This is a genomic window from Stenotrophomonas rhizophila (assembly GCF_003651185.1).
Taxonomy (GTDB): Bacteria; Pseudomonadota; Gammaproteobacteria; order Xanthomonadales; family Xanthomonadaceae; genus Stenotrophomonas; species Stenotrophomonas maltophilia_Z.
In genome coordinates this window covers 1,996,991-2,012,682 of record NZ_RCDC01000004.1, presented here as the reverse complement: position 1 = coordinate 2,012,682, position 15,692 = coordinate 1,996,991, and the positions used below count along the sequence as shown (strand labels likewise).

Genomic DNA, 15,692 nt, shown 5'->3' with positions numbered 1-15,692 from the left:
CAGCCTACGGCATCGAAACACGCGCCTGCAGGCTGGCGGCCAGCGCTTCTCGCTGTGCCGCGCCCACGCGCAAGCCCAGGTGGCTTCGGCGCCACAGCACGTCGTCAGCGGTGCGGGCCCATTCGTGCGCGATGAGGTAGTCCAGTTCGCGGTCGTAGAGGCCGCCGCCGTGGTCCTGGCCCAGCGCGTCGAGTGTCTGTGCGCCGGCGAGCAGCCCGACCGCACGGGTGCCGTAGCTGCGGGCCAGGCGCTGCAGCAGGGCAGGGGGCAGGCGAGGGTGGTCACGCTGCAGCGCCTCGGCCACCTCTATGGCGGTGCCGCCATCGCCCCCCGGCAACGGTGGCCCACCGGCAGTCCACGCCGCGCCCATCTCCGGCAGCGCGGGTGCGAGCCGCCCCAGCGCGTCCTCGGCCAGTGCGCGGTAGGTGGTGAGCTTGCCGCCCAGCACGCTCAGCAGCGGCGCGCCGGCCGTATCCACCGCCAGCCGGTAGTCGCGCGTGACCCGCGATGCATCGCGGTGATGATCGGCCAACAGGGGGCGCACCCCGCTGTAGCGCCAGACGATGTCCTCGGCGCGCACCGGAACGCGCACGAACCGGTTCACCGCCTCGAGCAGATAGGCCTGTTCGTCGGCGCGGGGCTGCACCTGCGCCGGGTCGCCGTCGTAGTCGGTATCGGTGGTGCCGATCAGGGTGAAGTCCTGTTCGAACGGAATCGCGAACACCACCCGCTGGTCGGGTTGCTGGAACAGGTACGCACTGTCATGGGCGAACAGGCGCGGCACCACCAGGTGGCTGCCCTGCACCAGCCGCACTCCCAACGGGGCATCGAGTCCGGCCCGTTCCAGCACAGTGCCGGCCCACGGCCCACTGGCATTGACCACGCAGCGCGCGCGGAGGCGCTGCACGTCGCCGTTGGCGGTGCGCAGTACGGCCCACCAGTGATCGTGGTGGCGGATCAATTGTTCGCAGCGGGTGCGTGTGCGGATGTCGGCGCCGCGCTCATGCGCATCGAGCGCGTTGAGCACCACCAGCCGGGCATCGTTGACGCGTGCATCGGCGTAGGTGAAGCCGGTCCGGTAGGCGGGCTGCAATGCAGCGCCGCTCGGATCGCGCTGCAGGTCGATGCGCTGCGAGCGCGGAAAATGGGGATTGGCATGGCCAAGGTGGTCGTAGAGCCACAGGCCCGTGCGCAGCATCCACGCCGGGCGCAGATGGCGTGCATGCGGCAGCACGAAGCGGGTCGGGGCGATCAGATGCGGCGCAAGCTGGCGCAGCGTTTCGCGTTCGTTGAGCGCCTTGCGTACCAGCGCGAACTCGCCCTGCTGCAGGTAGCGCAGGCCGCCATGGATCAGCTTGGTGCTGGCGCTGGAAGTGTGCGCGGCCAAGTCATCCTGCTCGCACAGGCAGACCGACAGGCCGCGTCCTGCTGCGTCGCGGGCGATGCCGGCGCCGTTGATGCCCCCGCCCACCACCAGCACGTCGAAGGATTCGCTCATCGGCTCCCCGGGGCGGACCGGTCCGGTCCATCGTCACCCCAGTGTCGGCCACCGGCCGGCAACGCCCGATGAAAGTTTCAGGCCCCACGTTGCAGGCCCCACAACGACAACGGGCCCGCGAGGGGCCCGTTGTACTTATTGCGTGGAAGTGGAACGGCGTGCTTAGAAGCGCGCGCCGATGCCGAAGCCCACGGTCCACGGATCCAGCTTGGCCTTGTCGCCGGTGCCTTCACCGTTGACGGTCAGCTCCGGGCGCGAATGCATGTAGCGGGCATCGGCACGGGCGAACCAGGTGCTGTTGATGTTCATGTCCACGCCGACGGTGCCGATCGCGCCCTTGGCGGTCTTGACGCCGATATGGCCGATGTCGCTGGCGAGGTCTTCATTGCTGAAGTTGGACTCGTAGTAACCGGCGCCCACGAACGGACGGAACACGTTGTCGGCCTGGCCGAAGTGGTACTGGCCGCTCAGCGCGATCGGCTGCTGCTCGACGGTGCCCAGGCGGGCGCCATCGGTGCCGCGCACGCGGTGATCGAACTTGTCGGCTGCGCCCCACAGTTCCACGGCCCAGTTGTCGTTGATGTAGTAGCTGAAGCTCAGGGTCGGGGCCGGGCCGCCGTCCACCTTGCGCACGCCATCGAGCGGATCGTTCTTGGGCTGCAGCAGCGACACGCCGCCGACCACGGCGAAGTGCTTGCCAGAAGCGGTATCAACAGTGCTGTCCTGCGCGAAAGCAGCCGGCGCAAAAGCAAGAGCAGTCAGGGTAGCCAGGGTCAGGGTACGGATGGAGCGCATGGGGGAATCTCCTCAGGATGTTTTTGTTCTGGGCCCCGGTGTTGTGGGGCGAGGCAACCGTAGTCCCCGCAATATGAATCGCATCCGACGCACGTTAAAATTTAGTTGTTTCCATTCAGCGATCAGTGCGAAACCGCTGCATTTACGGGCGATGATGCGATGCCTGACATTCATTCATCTGGTGATGGTGTGATGGAAACCACAACGTGCATCGGCTTCCCTGCGCAGCTGGACATCGACTGCCGCGTGCTGGTACTCGGTTCGATGCCGGGTGTCGCATCGCTGCAGGCAGGGCAGTACTACGCCCATCCGCGCAATCGTTTCTGGCCGCTGATGGGCGTGCTGTGCGGGATCGACGCGGCGCTTCCTTATCCGGATCGCGTGCGCGCATTGAACGCGCGCGGTGTGGGCGTGTGGGATGTGATCGGGCAGTGCGAGCGACGCGGCAGCCTGGATGCGTCGATCGTGCGCGGCAGTGAAGTGCCCAATGCGCTTGGGGTACTGATCGACGGATGGCCTGCGCTGCGCGCGATCGCCTGCAATGGCGGCACCGCGTACCGGGCGTTCCAGCGTTTCATCGTGCCGGCGCTGCTTGATGCGGCGCACGAGGTGCCGGTCTGGTCGCTGCCCTCCACCAGCCCGGCGAACGCGGCGTGGCCGTTGCCTCGGCTGGTGGAGGCATGGCAGCCGCTGGCCGATGCCATCCGGCGCTGAGGCGGGGACAGCGCCGGACAATACGGTACCGACTGGAAAATTCCACTTTGCACTGTGCCAAGCCCAATCCGGCCAAAGCAGATGCCTGCAACAGCCTGTCCCGGGACAGCGGCGCTGAAAATTCGCCAAGCTGGTTGGCGCTGGCGCGCGAAGCCCCCACAATAGGCGATTCCCTACACCAGATTGCCGGAGTTTTCCCCATGGCCGAAATCAAGGAAGCACTTGTCCCCGATATCGGTGACTACAGCGATATCCCGGTAATCGAGGTGCTGGTCGCCGTTGGAGATACCGTCAAGAAAGACCAGGGTCTGGTGACGCTGGAATCGGACAAGGCCACGATGGAAGTGCCGTCCTCGGTGGCCGGTATCGTCAAGGAAATCAAGGTCAAGATCGGCGACAACCTCTCCGAGGGCAAGCTTGTGGCCCTGATCGAAGTCAGCGAAGCCGCCGCTGCGCCGGCCGCTGCTGCTGCCCCGGCCCCCGCTGCCAAGGCCGAAGCCGCCGAGACCGCGACCAAGGTCGAGCCGGTCGCCACCCAGGCCGAGCCGGACAAGCTGGCCGCCCGTGATATCGAGCAGTCCGCTGCCAAGCCGACCCAGCCGGCCCCGGCCGCCGCTGCCCCGTCGGGTGGCTCGCCGACCAGCCCGCCGGTGGCCTTCAACGCCGACAGCGTGCTGCCGCAGAAGGTGCCCTACGCTTCGCCGGCCGTGCGCGTGTTCGCCCGCGAGCTGGGCGTGGACCTGAACCAGCTGAGCGGCACCGAGAAGGGGGGCCGCATCACCAAGTCCGACGTGCAGAAGTTCGTCAAGTCGGCCCTGGCCGGCGGCGGCGCTGCCACCGGCGGTACTGTGGCGGCCGGTGGCGGTCTGAACCTGCTGCCCTGGCCGAAGGTCGACTTCAGCAAGTTCGGTGAGGTCGAGGTCCAGCCGCTGTCCCGGATCAAGAAGATCTCGGGTGCGAACCTGGCCCGCAACTGGGCGATGATTCCGCATGTCACCCAGTTCGAGCAGGCCGACATCACCGAGCTGGAAGCCCTGCGCGTGGCGCTGAACAAGGAAAACGAGAAGGCCGGCATCAAGCTGACCATGCTCGCCTTCCTGGTCAAGGCCAGCGCCGCGGCGCTGAAGAAGTTCCCGGAGTTCAACGCTTCGCTGGATGCCAGCGGCGAGAACCTGACCCTGAAGAAGTACTTCAACATCGGCTTCGCAGCCGATACGCCGAGCGGCCTGGTCGTGCCGGTGATCCGCGACGTCGACAAGAAGGGTGTGGTGCAGATCGCGCAGGAGTCCGGCGAACTGGCCAAGAAGGCCCGCGACGGCAAGCTCGGCCCGGCCGACATGAGCGGTGGCTGCTTCTCGATCAGCTCGCTGGGCGGCATCGGTGGCACGGCGTTCACCCCGATCGTCAATGCACCGGAAGTGGCCATCCTGGGCGTGTCCAAGTCGTCGATCCAGCCGGTCTGGAATGGCAAGGAGTTCGCCCCGAAGCTGATGCTGCCGTTGTCGCTGAGCTATGACCACCGCGTCATCGACGGCGCGCTGGCTGCCCGCTTCACCACCTACCTCTCGCAGGTGTTGGCCGACATGCGGCGCGTCCTGCTGTGAAGCAGGGCCTGGTCCTGGCCGGGCTGCTGATGGCGCTGCCGATGGCGCAGGCGGGCGCGCGCGAATGCGCGTCCGACCTGGGCCATGGCTGGCCACCGGCGGTCGGCAACTATGGCCAGGCGGTGGAAACCCTGTTCGATGGCACGGTGCAGCCTGCGCTGTCACTGGTGAGCCTGCCCAAGAGTGGCGTGGAGACCGGCGTCGCCTTGCTGCCCGGCTCCCAGGACCAGGCATGGACCCTGCGCTACAGCCGGGCCGACAAGCGCGTCTACACCTGGAACAGCGGCGCCCGCCAGGGCGGTGTGGAACTGCGTGTGGACCAGGCCCCGGACCAGTACCAGGTCAGCATCCCGGCGCCGTTGGCGCAGCGGTTGCTGCACAGCTGGCAGGCCGCGCTGGCCGCGCAGGTGCCCGGCGACCGCAAGGCGCCGGTGCTGGACGGTGACGTGCTGTCCTTCACCGTGGATGGCCAGCGTTACAGCGGCACCCGGCCGGCGTGCGGCGCGGGCCGGCTGATGATGAAACAGGTGGCGCTGCTGATCGAAGCCAGCGACACCAAGGAAAAGAAGCTCGACCGTCGCTGGAAAGATCTGGACGAGTCGCTCGACGAACTGCAGCAACTGCTCGGCGGCAAGGCCGGCTGAGCACCAGGAGAACACGAATGGCCGCAATTGAAATCAAGGTTCCCGACATCGGCGATTACAGCGGTGTCCCGGTGATCGAACTGCTGGTCGCCGTGGGTGACACGGTGAAGAAGGACCAGGGTCTGGTCACGCTGGAATCGGACAAGGCAACGCTGGAAGTGCCGTCCTCGGCCGCCGGTGTGGTCAAGGAAATCAAGGTCAAGCTCGGCGACAACCTCTCCGAAGGCGACGTCGTGCTGCTGCTGGAAGCCGAAGGCGAGGCCGCCGCGCCTGCCGCGCCGGCCAAGGCGGAAGCGCCGAAGGCCGAGGCCGCTCCGGCCAGCAAGCCCCCGGTGACCCCGTCGCACCGCGCCCCGGCCGAACCGGCCGCGCCGCAGCCGGCGCTGTCGTCGGGCAAGCCGGCCGATATCGAGTGCAAGATGGTGGTGCTGGGCGCAGGCCCGGGCGGTTACACCGCTGCCTTCCGTTCGGCCGACCTGGGCGTGGACACCGTGCTGGTCGAGCGTTACGCCAGCCTCGGCGGCGTCTGCCTCAACGTGGGCTGCATCCCGTCCAAGGCGCTGCTGCACGCCGCCGCGGTGATCGATGAAGTCGCCCACGCCGGTGATTTCGGCGTGGAGTTCGGCAAGCCGACCATCACCCTGGACAAGCTGCGCGGCTACAAGGAAAAGGTGGTCACCCAGCTGACCAAGGGCCTGGCCGGCATGGCCAAGCAGCGCAAGGTGCGCACCGTGCAGGGCCTGGCCAGGTTCGTCTCGGCCAATGAGCTGGAGATCGTCGGCGACGACGGCAAGACCCAGCTGCTGCGCTTCGAGCAGTGCATCATCGCGGCCGGTTCGCAGGCGGTGAAGCTGCCGAACTTCCCGTGGGACGACACGCGCGTGATGGATTCCACCGATGCGCTGGAACTGGCCGACGTGCCGGGGTCGCTGCTGGTGGTCGGTGGCGGCATCATCGGCCTGGAAATGGCGACGGTGTATGCGGCGCTGGGCAGCAAGGTGACCGTGGTCGAGTTCATGGAGCAGCTGATGCCGGGCGCTGACAAGGACCTGGTCAAGCCGCTGGCCGATCGCCTGAAGAAGCAGGGCGTCGAGGTCCACCTGAAGACCAAGGCGACCGACGTCAAGGCCGACAAGACCGGCATTACCGTGTCCTTCGAAGCGGCGGTGGAAGGCGAAAAGCCGGGCCTGGACGCCACCACCTTCGACCGCGTGCTGGTCGCGGTGGGCCGCTCGCCGAACGGCAAGAAGATCGATGCCGAGAAGGCTGGCGTGCAGGTCACCGACCGTGGCTTCATCCCGGCCGACCGCCAGATGCGCACCAATGTGCCGCACATCTTTGCGATCGGCGACATCGTCGGCAACCCGATGCTGGCCCACAAGGCTACGCACGAGGGCAAGCTGGCCGCGGAAGTGGCCGCCGGCGAGAAGAAGGAGTGGGTGGCGCGGGTGATTCCGTCGGTGGCTTACACCAATCCGGAAATCGCGTGGGTCGGCGTGACCGAGACCGAAGCCAAGGCCAAGGGCCTGAAGGTCGGCGTGGCCAAGTTCCCGTGGGCCGCCAGCGGCCGCGCGATCGGCATCGGTCGTACCGAGGGCTTCACCAAGCTGATCTTCGACGAAGAGACCCACCGCATCATCGGTGGTGCGATCGTCGGCGTGCACGCGGGTGATCTGCTGGCCGAGATCGGCCTGGCGATCGAGATGGGTGCGGAGGCCGAAGACATCGGCCACACCATCCACGCCCATCCGACGCTGAGCGAATCGGTGGCGATGGCCGCGGAAATCTACGACGGCACGATCACCGATCTGTACATGCCGAAGAAGAAATAATCGGTCGATCACCGCCCTGGGTGGTGGCTCCGGTTCAACGAAAAACCCCGGTGAACGCCGGGGTTTTTTGTTGCTGGTGTTGTCGATCCAGCTTCGCTCGGGATCGCTTCGTTCCGCAAACCGGGCCCCGCCGCGGCCGGTAGGCCGTTGGGCAAATGTCCCCCGGCATCCGCCTCACGGCGGCTGCCTCCTCCTTGATTTTGCCCAACGGCCTACCGGCCGCGGCGGGGCCCGGTTTGCGGAACGAAGCGCCTGACGCTCTCCTGCAGGCCACCACCGGAATTTGTCGAGGCGGGCACGGATACCCTGTGGTGCGAAATCAAGGAGGAGGTGGCGGCCACAGGCCGTCGCCGGGGGACATTCGCACGACAGGGTGTCCGTGCCCGACCCCCAAACAACCCGCAGTTGCTCCCCAAAACAAAGCGCACAAAAAAAACGCGGCCCCCGATATTTCGGAGGCCGCGCTTGGAGAGAGGTAGTGCGAAGGGCTTAGAAGACGAAGCTGACGCCAGCCACCGGACCCTTGAACTCCTGCTTCAGACCGATCGTGCCATCGCTGCCGCTCTGGTCCACGTCCAGCTTGAACCAGTCGTAGCCGGCGAACACGCCGAAGTTCTTGGTGAAGCGGTAATCGACGATCGCATTGGCGCGGCTCAGGTCGCCGTCGTAATCGTCGAAGTTGCCCCACTTGGTGTTCAGGTACTGGCCCTGGAAGGTGATCATCCACTTCTCGGACGGCGTGAAGCTCAAGCGTGCACCGACCACCGGCGCCACACCGTCGGCCTTCTCGTCCAGGAACTCGCCCTGGTACAGGTCGCCGACATCGGCGTAGGCCTTGGTGCTGACCTTGGCGTACTCGGCACCCAGCTGCAGGCCGAGGTCGAACTTCTCGGTGTCCACCACCGAGTAGTCATACACCAGGCTGGCGACCTGGTACTTCAGCTCACCCTTGATGAAGCTGCCGGCCGGCACAGTGGTATCGCCGAAGCTGACACCCTGATCGAGGGTCTCGCGGCGATCCTTGTCGTACTTGAAGTAGTTGAACAGCAGGCGCTGGCGGTTGCTGATACGGAACATGCCGTCAATGCGCGGCTCCCATTCCTTGCCACCGAGGCCGAAATCTTCGGAGAAGCCAACGTCCTGACCCGCGATGTTGGTGTTGCCACGGATCGTGTTGTCCGAATCGATCTGCATCGCACCCAGGCGCAGGGCGAAGCGGTCATCGCCTTCGGCGGCGTGGGACGGAGCGGCGTAGGAGAGTGCGGCCAGAGCGACTGGCACGGCAAGCAGGGAGAGCATCGGGCGCATCGGGGGTCCTTGCGGTGGTTCTAGTGATGTGCCGTCACATTGCCCACTGCGACGTCCACCATTCGTGAAGGTATGGTGGACGCAGTGTGTACCGTTCATGCAGACAGAGGGCACACAGGTCTGCCCCGTGGCCGTTTTCGGATGGAATCACCGTTCACGACCGGCCGCGCTGGGCCTGATTCTGGATCACACAGGCAGCACCGCAAAAAGAGGGTGGCCCCGGAGAGGGCTTCGGGGCCACCCTGTACTGGCCTGCGCGCGGGACGCCGACGAGGATTCAACGGCAGGCTGATGGGTCTGACCCGGGTGCGCGACCAAAGTTCAACATGTTGCACTGCCGCATCGGGCGCCTCTTTGCGCAGTGGGATTGGCCCGAGGGTGGAACAGGTTTCCACAACCCCCCAACGGCGGGCTTACATCCGGGATGAACAGGCAGCGGTTGTCTCTCAAATTGTCCCATTGCTATAATTTGGCGGCTCGACGAGGCGCTGGCTTGCTGCCTCGGCCTTTCCTACTCACAACCATGCAGGACATTCACGTGCTGAACTCCGTTGACGCGGGTCGGCGACTGATGCTGCGCGCAGCGGTTTACCCGCTGGCTGCAGTGGCTGTCCTGGCTCTTGCCCTGCTGCTGTGGGGAGGCCCGAAGGCCGCTCTGGGGGCGCTGCTCTCCGGTGTGGCGGTTTCTGCAGCCGGCTGGGTCGCCGCGCGGATGGCGCTGGGCGGCGGGGTGCAGGCGGCAGGTTCGGCGATGACCCGCCTGATCCTGGCGGTGGTGGCAAAGTGGGTGCTCGTATTCGGCGTCCTGATGGTGGGGTTCCTGGTCTTCAAGCTGCCTGCACTGGCGCTGCTGGCCGGTATCGCCGTCGGGTTGATGTTCCAGGTCCTGGCTCTGGCCAGGCGCTGATCCAATTTATTTAACTCAAGGTTCCGGACACATGGCAGGCGAGGCGCTAACTCCCACCTCCTACATCCAACATCACCTGCAGAATCTTGTGGTGATGCGTGACAGCCCGTGGGCGTTGCATCTGGATACTATCGCCACGTCGGTCCTGATGGGCCTGATCATGGTGTTCGCCTTCTGGATGGCCACGCGCAAAGCGACCGCAGGCGTCCCGGGCAAGTGGCAGGCGTTCATCGAGATCTGCCTGGAGTTCGTTGACCGCCAGGCCAAGGACACCTACCACGGCACCAGCAAGCTGGTGACCCCGATCGCGATCACCATCTTCTTCTGGATCCTCTTGATGAACCTCATCAAGATGATTCCTGCGGATTTCATCGGCTACCCGATGAATGCCTTCACCCAGTGGGTGGCCGGCATGATGGGCGCCGCCCATCCGCATGATTACGCGTTCTGGAAGCCGGTTCCCACCGCCGACGTCAATGCCACCCTGGGCATGTCGATCAGCGTGTTCTTCCTGATGCTGTTCTTCGCGCTGCGCTCCAAGGGCCTGGGTGGCTTCACCAAGGAATTCCTGACCGCGCCGTTCGGCAAGTGGATGCTCCCGTTCAACCTGATCCTCAACATCGTCGAGTGGCTGAGCAAGCCGATTTCGCTGGCGATGCGACTGTTCGGCAACATGTTCGGCGGTGAGATCGTCTTCCTGCTGATCTGGGTGCTGGGCGGTGCGGGTATCGCCGGTGCCATCGCAGGCGGTGCATTCGGCTTGGGCTGGATGCTGTTCCACCTGCTGGTGATTCCGCTGCAGGCGTTCATCTTCATGATGTTGTCCATCGTGTACCTGAGCCTGTCGGAAGACGCTCACTGAGTTTCGCTTCACCCTTCATCCGTTTGTTTCTAAACCCTTAGTTATCCAAAGTTCCAGGAGAAAACCATGTACTTCGCCGTCCTGACCAACCTCGCCCAAGTCCAGAGCTCCACCGTCCTCGCCGTCGGCATCATGATCGGCCTGGCCGCGCTGGGTGCCGGTCTCGGTCTGGCCATCATGTCCGGTAAGTTCCTGGAATCGGCCGCGCGCCAGCCGGAACTGATTCCGGTGCTGCAGGTCCGCATGTTCATCACCGCCGGCCTGATCGATGCCGCGTTCATCATCTCGGTCGCCGTCGGCCTGCTGCTGGCCTTTGCCAACCCGACCATCGGCGAGTTCGTTGCACGTCTGCCGGCCGTTGCGGGCTGATCCAGCGAAAGCGAAACGATCAGGCGCCTTGTGCGCCTGATCGCGGATGAAGGACGGCTGCGCCGCTTCGGGCGGCGCAACCACCCCATCACCCCAGATTGAGCGAACCCCATGGATATCGGTTTTACCCTCGTTGCCCAGGCACTGGCGTTTGCCGGACTGATCTGGATCATCGCGACCAAGATCTGGCCGCCGTTGATGAACGCCATCGAAGAGCGTCAGCAGAAGATCGCTGAAGGCCTTGCCGCTGCTGACCGCAGCCAGAAAGACCTGGCCCAGGCCCAGGAAAAGGTCAACGATGCACTGAAGGATGCGCGCACCAAGGCCAACGAGATCATCGATCAGGCCCATGCACGCGCCAACCAGATCGTTGATGCCGCCAAGAATGAAGCCATCGTCGAAGCCAACCGCCAGAAAGATCTGGCCTACGCCGAGATCGACGCTGCCGCCAACCGTGCCCGTGAAGATCTGCGCAAGCAGGTGTCCGCGCTGGCCGTAAGCGGTGCCGAAAAGCTGCTCAAGCGCGAAATCGACGCCAACGCCCACAAGGCGCTGCTCGACGAGCTGGCCTCGGAGATCTGATCGATGAGCCAGGCCCTCACGCTTGCACGCCCGTATGCCCGCGCCGCGTTCGCGACCGCGCGCGACGAAGGCACGTTCGCGCCGTGGTCGGACGCGCTTGCGTTCTCCGCCCACGTAGCTGCCGACCCGCGCGTGGCGGCCTTGCTGTCGAACCCGGAACTGGATCGCGGCGATGCCGTCGCGATGCTGGTGCCGGAATCGTCCAGCGAGACCTTCGGTCGCTTCCTGGCCATCCTGGCCGATGCGCACCGTCTGCCGCTGCTGCCGGAAATCGCCGGCATGTACGACCAGCTGCGCGCTGAAGCCGAACACGTGGTCAAGGCCACGGTGACCTCGGCCACCGAATTGTCCGGCGCCGAACTGGACGCCATCAAGGCCGCGCTGCGCAAGCGCTTCGGCGCCGAGGTGGATGTGACGACCGCAGTGGATGCGTCGCTGATCGGCGGTGCCGTGATCGACGCCGGTGATGTGGTCATCGATGGCTCGCTCAAGGGCAAGCTGTCGCGCCTGCAGACCGCGCTCGCTAACTGAATTCATTTAACGTCCGGCGTGATCGCCGGCACTAGGACTTGACGATGGCAACCACGCTCAACCCCTCCGAAATCAGCGAACTGATCAAGAACCGCATCGAGAAGGTCAAGCTGGCCGCGGAATCGCGCAACGAAGGCACCGTGACCAGCGTGTCCGACGGCATCGTGCGCATCTTCGGTCTGGCCGACGTGATGCAGGGCGAAATGATCGAACTGCCGAACAACACCTTCGCACTGGCCCTGAACCTGGAGCGCGACTCGGTCGGCGCCGTGGTGCTGGGTGATTACCAGAACCTGCGCGAAGGCGACGTCGCCAAGACCACCGGTCGCATCCTGGAAGTGCCGGTCGGTCCGGAAATGCTGGGCCGCGTCGTGAACGCGCTCGGCGAGCCGATCGACGGCAAGGGCCCGATCGCGGCCAAGGCCACCGCGCCGGTGGAGCGCGTTGCGCCGGGCGTGATCTGGCGCAAGTCGGTCGACCAGCCGGTGCAGACCGGTTACAAGTCCGTCGACTCGATGATCCCGATCGGCCGCGGCCAGCGCGAGCTGGTCATCGGTGACCGCCAGACCGGCAAGACCGCCCTGGCCATCGATGCGGTGATCAACCAGAAAGAAACCGGCATCAAGTGCGTGTACGTCGCGATCGGCCAGAAGGCGTCGACCGTGGCCAACATCGTGCGCAAGCTGGAAGAGAACGGCGCCCTGGCGCACACCGTGGTGGTCGCTGCGACCGCGTCCGAATCGGCCGCGATGCAGTACATCAGCGCCTACTCGGGCTGCACCATGGGTGAGTACTTCATGGACCGCGGCGAAGACGCGCTGATCGTGTACGACGATCTGTCCAAGCAGGCCGTGGCCTACCGCCAGATCTCGCTGCTGCTGAAGCGTCCGCCGGGCCGTGAAGCCTACCCGGGTGACGTGTTCTACCTGCACTCCCGCCTGCTCGAGCGCGCTGCCCGCGTGTCCGAAGAGTATGTGGAAAAGTTCACCAACGGCGCCGTCAAGGGCAAGACCGGCTCGCTCACCGCGCTGCCGATCATCGAAACCCAGGCCGGTGACGTCTCGGCCTTCGTGCCGACCAACGTGATCTCCATCACCGACGGCCAGATCTTCCTGGAAACCGATCTGTTCAACTCGGGCATCCGCCCGGCCGTGAACGCCGGTATCTCGGTGTCGCGCGTCGGTGGTGCGGCCCAGACCAAGATCATCAAGAAGCTGTCCGGCGGCATCCGTATCTCGCTGGCCCAGTACCGTGAGCTGGCGGCGTTCGCGCAGTTCGCCTCGGACCTGGACGAAGCCACCCGCAAGCAGCTTGAGCGCGGTCAGCGCGTCACCGAGCTGATGAAGCAGAAGCAGTACGCCCCGATGTCCATCGCCAACCAGGCGCTGTCGATCTACGCCGTCAACGAGGGTTACCTCGACGACGTGCCGGTCAACAAGCTGCTGGCGCTGGAAGAAGGTCTGCATGCCCACTTCGCCAACACCCAGGGCGAGCTGATCAACAAGATCAACGCGACCGGCGGCTGGGACAACGATATCGAGGCTGCCTTCAAGAAGGGCATCACCGAGTTCAAGACCACCGGCAGCTGGTAAGCCGCATGTAGAGCGGGGCGTTGCCCCGCTTCACTGTGACAAAGCGGAGCACCCCTTCGCTCTACGGGAATAAGAGATGGCAAGCGGACGCGAAATCAAAACCAAGATCAAGAGCGTGCAGAACACCCGCAAGGTGACGCGTGCGCTCGAAATGGTCTCGGCCTCCAAAATCCGCAAGGCGCAGGAGCGGATGAAGACGTCGCGTCCGTATGCGCAGGCGATGAAGCAGGTGATCGGTCACCTGGCCCAGGCCAGCACCGATTACCAGCATCCGTTCCTGGTCCAGCGTGACGAGGTCAAGCGCGTCGGTTACATCGTGGTCTCGTCCGACCGCGGTCTGGCCGGCGGCCTGAACAACAACCTGTTCCGCAAGATGCTGGGCGAAGTGCGCCAGTGGCAGGACAAGGGTGCCGAGATCGATGTGGTCACCGTCGGCCAGAAGGCGTCGACCTTCTTCCGTCGCGTCAAGGTCAACATGGTCGGCACGGTCACCCACATGGGCGATGTGCCGCACCTGGAACAGCTGATCGGCGTGATCAAGGTGATGCTCGATGCATTCACCGACGGCAAGGTCGACCGCGTGTACCTGGTCTACAACCGCTTCATCAATACGATGACGCAGAAAGCCAGCTTCGATCAGCTGCTGCCGTTGCCGGCTGCTGAGAAGCAGGTCGCGCATCACGACTGGGACTACCTGTACGAACCCGACGCTGCGACCGTGCTCGAGCACGTGATGACGCGGTACGTCGAGTCGCTGGTGTACCAGGCGGTGCTGGAAAACGTCGCGTCCGAGCATGCAGCCCGCATGGTCGCGATGAAGTCGGCCAGTGACAACGCGAACAAGCTGATCGGAACCCTGCAGCTGGTCTACAACAAGGCCCGCCAGGCAGCGATCACCCAGGAAATCTCCGAAATCGTCGGCGGCGCGGCAGCAGTCTGACGCGCACAGTCAAAGCACACATTAGAGGATTGCAGCAATGAGTCAGGGCAAGATCGTTCAGATCATCGGCGCCGTCGTCGACGTCGAATTCCCCCGCGAGTCGGTGCCGAAGGTGTACCACGCGCTGAAGGTGGACAACACCGAAATCACGCTGGAAGTGCAGCAGCAGCTGGGTGACGGCGTGGTCCGTTGCATCGCGCTGGGCTCCACCGACGGCCTGAAGCGCAACCTGGTCGCCACCAACACCGAACGCGCCATCTCGGTGCCGGTCGGCGCAGGCACGCTGGGCCGCATCATGGACGTGCTGGGTCGCCCGATCGACGAAGCCGGTCCGGTCACCGCCAGCGACACGTGGGAAATCCATCGTGCCGCGCCGTCGTACGAAGACCAGTCCCCGGCCACCGAGCTGCTGGAAACCGGCATCAAGGTCATCGACCTGATGTGCCCGTTCGCCAAGGGCGGCAAGGTCGGCCTGTTCGGCGGCGCCGGCGTCGGCAAGACCGTCAACATGATGGAACTGATCAACAACATCGCCAAGGCGCACAGCGGTCTGTCCGTGTTCGCCGGCGTGGGTGAGCGTACCCGTGAGGGCAACGACTTCTACCACGAGATGAAGGACTCCAACGTCCTGGACAAGGTCGCGATGGTGTACGGCCAGATGAACGAGCCGCCGGGCAACCGTCTGCGCGTCGCGCTGACCGGCCTGACCATGGCCGAGTACTTCCGCGATGAGAAGGACGAAAACGGCAAGGGCAAGGACGTGCTGCTGTTCGTCGACAACATCTACCGCTACACCCTGGCCGGTACCGAAGTGTCGGCACTGCTGGGCCGTATGCCGTCGGCCGTGGGTTACCAGCCGACCCTGGCCGAGGAAATGGGCGTCCTGCAGGAGCGCATCACCTCCACCAAGAACGGCTCGATCACCTCGATCCAGGCCGTCTACGTGCCCGCCGATGACTTGACCGATCCGTCGCCGGCCACCACCTTCGCCCACTTGGATTCGACCGTGACCCTGTCGCGTTCGATCGCCTCGCTGGGTATCTACCCGGCCGTGGATCCGCTCGACTCGACCAGCCGCCAGATGGACCCGCTGGTCATCGGCCACGAGCATTACGACACCGCCCAGCGCGTCCAGCAGACCTTGCAGAAGTACAAGGAACTGAAGGACATCATCGCCATCCTGGGCATGGACGAACTGTCCGAAGAAGACAAGCAGGCCGTGACCCGCGCCCGCAAGATCGAGCGCTTCTTCAGCCAGCCGTTCCACGTGGCCGAAGTGTTCACCGGTTCGCCGGGCAAGTACGTGTCGCTGAAGGACACCATCCGTGGCTTCAAGGCCATCGTCGATGGCGAATACGACCACCTGCCGGAACAGGCGTTCTACATGGTCGGCAGCATCGAAGAAGCGGTCGAGAAGGCCAAGAAGATGGCTGAAAAGGCCTGATGCGGCGGGGACGGGCGAGATGCCCGTCCCGACCCGTCACACGGGGTGGGCGCAGGCCCACCGCTGAGGA

15 protein-coding genes are annotated in these 15,692 nt (G+C 65.0%); 12 read left to right on the top strand and 3 right to left on the bottom strand.

Going from position 1 to position 15,692, the window contains the following annotated elements:
• Window positions 1-4: 4 nt before the first annotated feature.
• Together glpD and BCL79_RS08915 are read right to left on the bottom strand one after the other, a co-directional pair.
• Complete coding sequence (gene glpD / locus BCL79_RS08920; RefSeq protein ID WP_121040098.1) at window positions 5-1,498, bottom strand: glycerol-3-phosphate dehydrogenase; 1,494 nt, start codon at window positions 1,496-1,498, stop codon at window positions 5-7.
• 162 nt (window positions 1,499-1,660) lie between these two features.
• Window positions 1,661-2,293: an OmpW/AlkL family protein gene (locus tag BCL79_RS08915; protein ID WP_019183623.1), complete on the bottom strand. Its 633-nt coding sequence runs from the start codon at window positions 2,291-2,293 to the stop codon at window positions 1,661-1,663.
• 192 nt (window positions 2,294-2,485) lie between these two features.
• Between BCL79_RS08915 and BCL79_RS08910 the strand changes: the two genes are divergently transcribed.
• The 4 genes from BCL79_RS08910 to lpdA all read left to right on the top strand — a co-directional run bounded on the left by BCL79_RS08910 (window position 2,486) and on the right by lpdA (window position 7,087).
• Window positions 2,486-3,007, top strand: coding sequence for a DNA-deoxyinosine glycosylase (locus BCL79_RS08910; RefSeq protein WP_121040094.1), 522 nt, complete (start codon window positions 2,486-2,488; stop codon window positions 3,005-3,007).
• Window positions 3,008-3,207: 200 nt separating this feature from the next.
• Entirely contained in the window at window positions 3,208-4,611 is a 1,404-nt protein-coding gene (gene aceF / locus BCL79_RS08905) for a dihydrolipoyllysine-residue acetyltransferase (RefSeq protein WP_121040090.1), read from the top strand.
• Window positions 4,608-5,255: a hypothetical protein gene (locus BCL79_RS08900; RefSeq protein ID WP_428999418.1), complete on the top strand. Its 648-nt coding sequence runs from the start codon at window positions 4,608-4,610 to the stop codon at window positions 5,253-5,255. The genes aceF and BCL79_RS08900 overlap by 4 nt, the downstream gene beginning before the upstream one ends.
• 17 nt (window positions 5,256-5,272) lie before the next feature.
• A complete protein-coding gene (lpdA, locus tag BCL79_RS08895; protein ID WP_121040087.1) occupies window positions 5,273-7,087 on the top strand; it encodes a dihydrolipoyl dehydrogenase in 1,815 nt (604 codons plus the stop codon).
• A 489-nt stretch (window positions 7,088-7,576) separates the two neighbouring features.
• Here the strand turns inward: lpdA and BCL79_RS08890 are convergent, their stop codons facing one another.
• Window positions 7,577-8,395 carry a hypothetical protein gene (locus BCL79_RS08890; protein WP_121040084.1) on the bottom strand — a complete coding sequence of 273 codons (819 nt, stop codon included), beginning with the start codon at window positions 8,393-8,395 and terminating at the stop codon, window positions 7,577-7,579.
• 538 nt (window positions 8,396-8,933) lie between these two features.
• On the opposite strand from BCL79_RS08890, the gene BCL79_RS08885 reads away from it, so the two are divergent.
• From BCL79_RS08885 to atpD, 8 genes are all read left to right on the top strand, one after another.
• On the top strand, window positions 8,934-9,302 hold the full coding sequence (locus BCL79_RS08885) for a hypothetical protein (protein ID WP_172407534.1): 369 nt from the start codon (window positions 8,934-8,936) through the stop codon (window positions 9,300-9,302).
• Window positions 9,303-9,333: 31 nt separating this feature from the next.
• Window positions 9,334-10,164, top strand: a complete 831-nt coding sequence (gene atpB / locus BCL79_RS08880; RefSeq protein ID WP_121040081.1) for a F0F1 ATP synthase subunit A — start codon at window positions 9,334-9,336, stop codon at window positions 10,162-10,164.
• A gap of 66 nt (window positions 10,165-10,230) precedes the next feature.
• Window positions 10,231-10,533: a F0F1 ATP synthase subunit C gene (gene atpE / locus BCL79_RS08875; RefSeq protein WP_088433762.1), complete on the top strand. Its 303-nt coding sequence runs from the start codon at window positions 10,231-10,233 to the stop codon at window positions 10,531-10,533.
• Between the two features lie 111 nt (window positions 10,534-10,644).
• Complete coding sequence (locus BCL79_RS08870; RefSeq protein ID WP_088433763.1) at window positions 10,645-11,115, top strand: F0F1 ATP synthase subunit B; 471 nt, start codon at window positions 10,645-10,647, stop codon at window positions 11,113-11,115.
• A gap of 3 nt (window positions 11,116-11,118) precedes the next feature.
• Complete coding sequence (locus BCL79_RS08865; protein WP_088433764.1) at window positions 11,119-11,646, top strand: F0F1 ATP synthase subunit delta; 528 nt, start codon at window positions 11,119-11,121, stop codon at window positions 11,644-11,646.
• Window positions 11,647-11,690: 44 nt separating this feature from the next.
• Entirely contained in the window at window positions 11,691-13,238 is a 1,548-nt protein-coding gene (atpA, locus tag BCL79_RS08860; RefSeq protein ID WP_088433869.1) for a F0F1 ATP synthase subunit alpha, read from the top strand.
• Window positions 13,239-13,314: 76 nt separating this feature from the next.
• The gene (atpG, locus tag BCL79_RS08855; RefSeq protein ID WP_088433765.1) at window positions 13,315-14,178 is read left to right on the top strand and encodes a F0F1 ATP synthase subunit gamma; all 864 of its coding nucleotides are present in this window, start codon (window positions 13,315-13,317) and stop codon (window positions 14,176-14,178) included.
• 37 nt (window positions 14,179-14,215) lie between these two features.
• Window positions 14,216-15,622 carry a F0F1 ATP synthase subunit beta gene (gene atpD / locus BCL79_RS08850; protein ID WP_121040078.1) on the top strand — a complete coding sequence of 469 codons (1,407 nt, stop codon included), beginning with the start codon at window positions 14,216-14,218 and terminating at the stop codon, window positions 15,620-15,622.
• The last annotated feature ends 70 nt before the right edge of the window (window positions 15,623-15,692 follow it).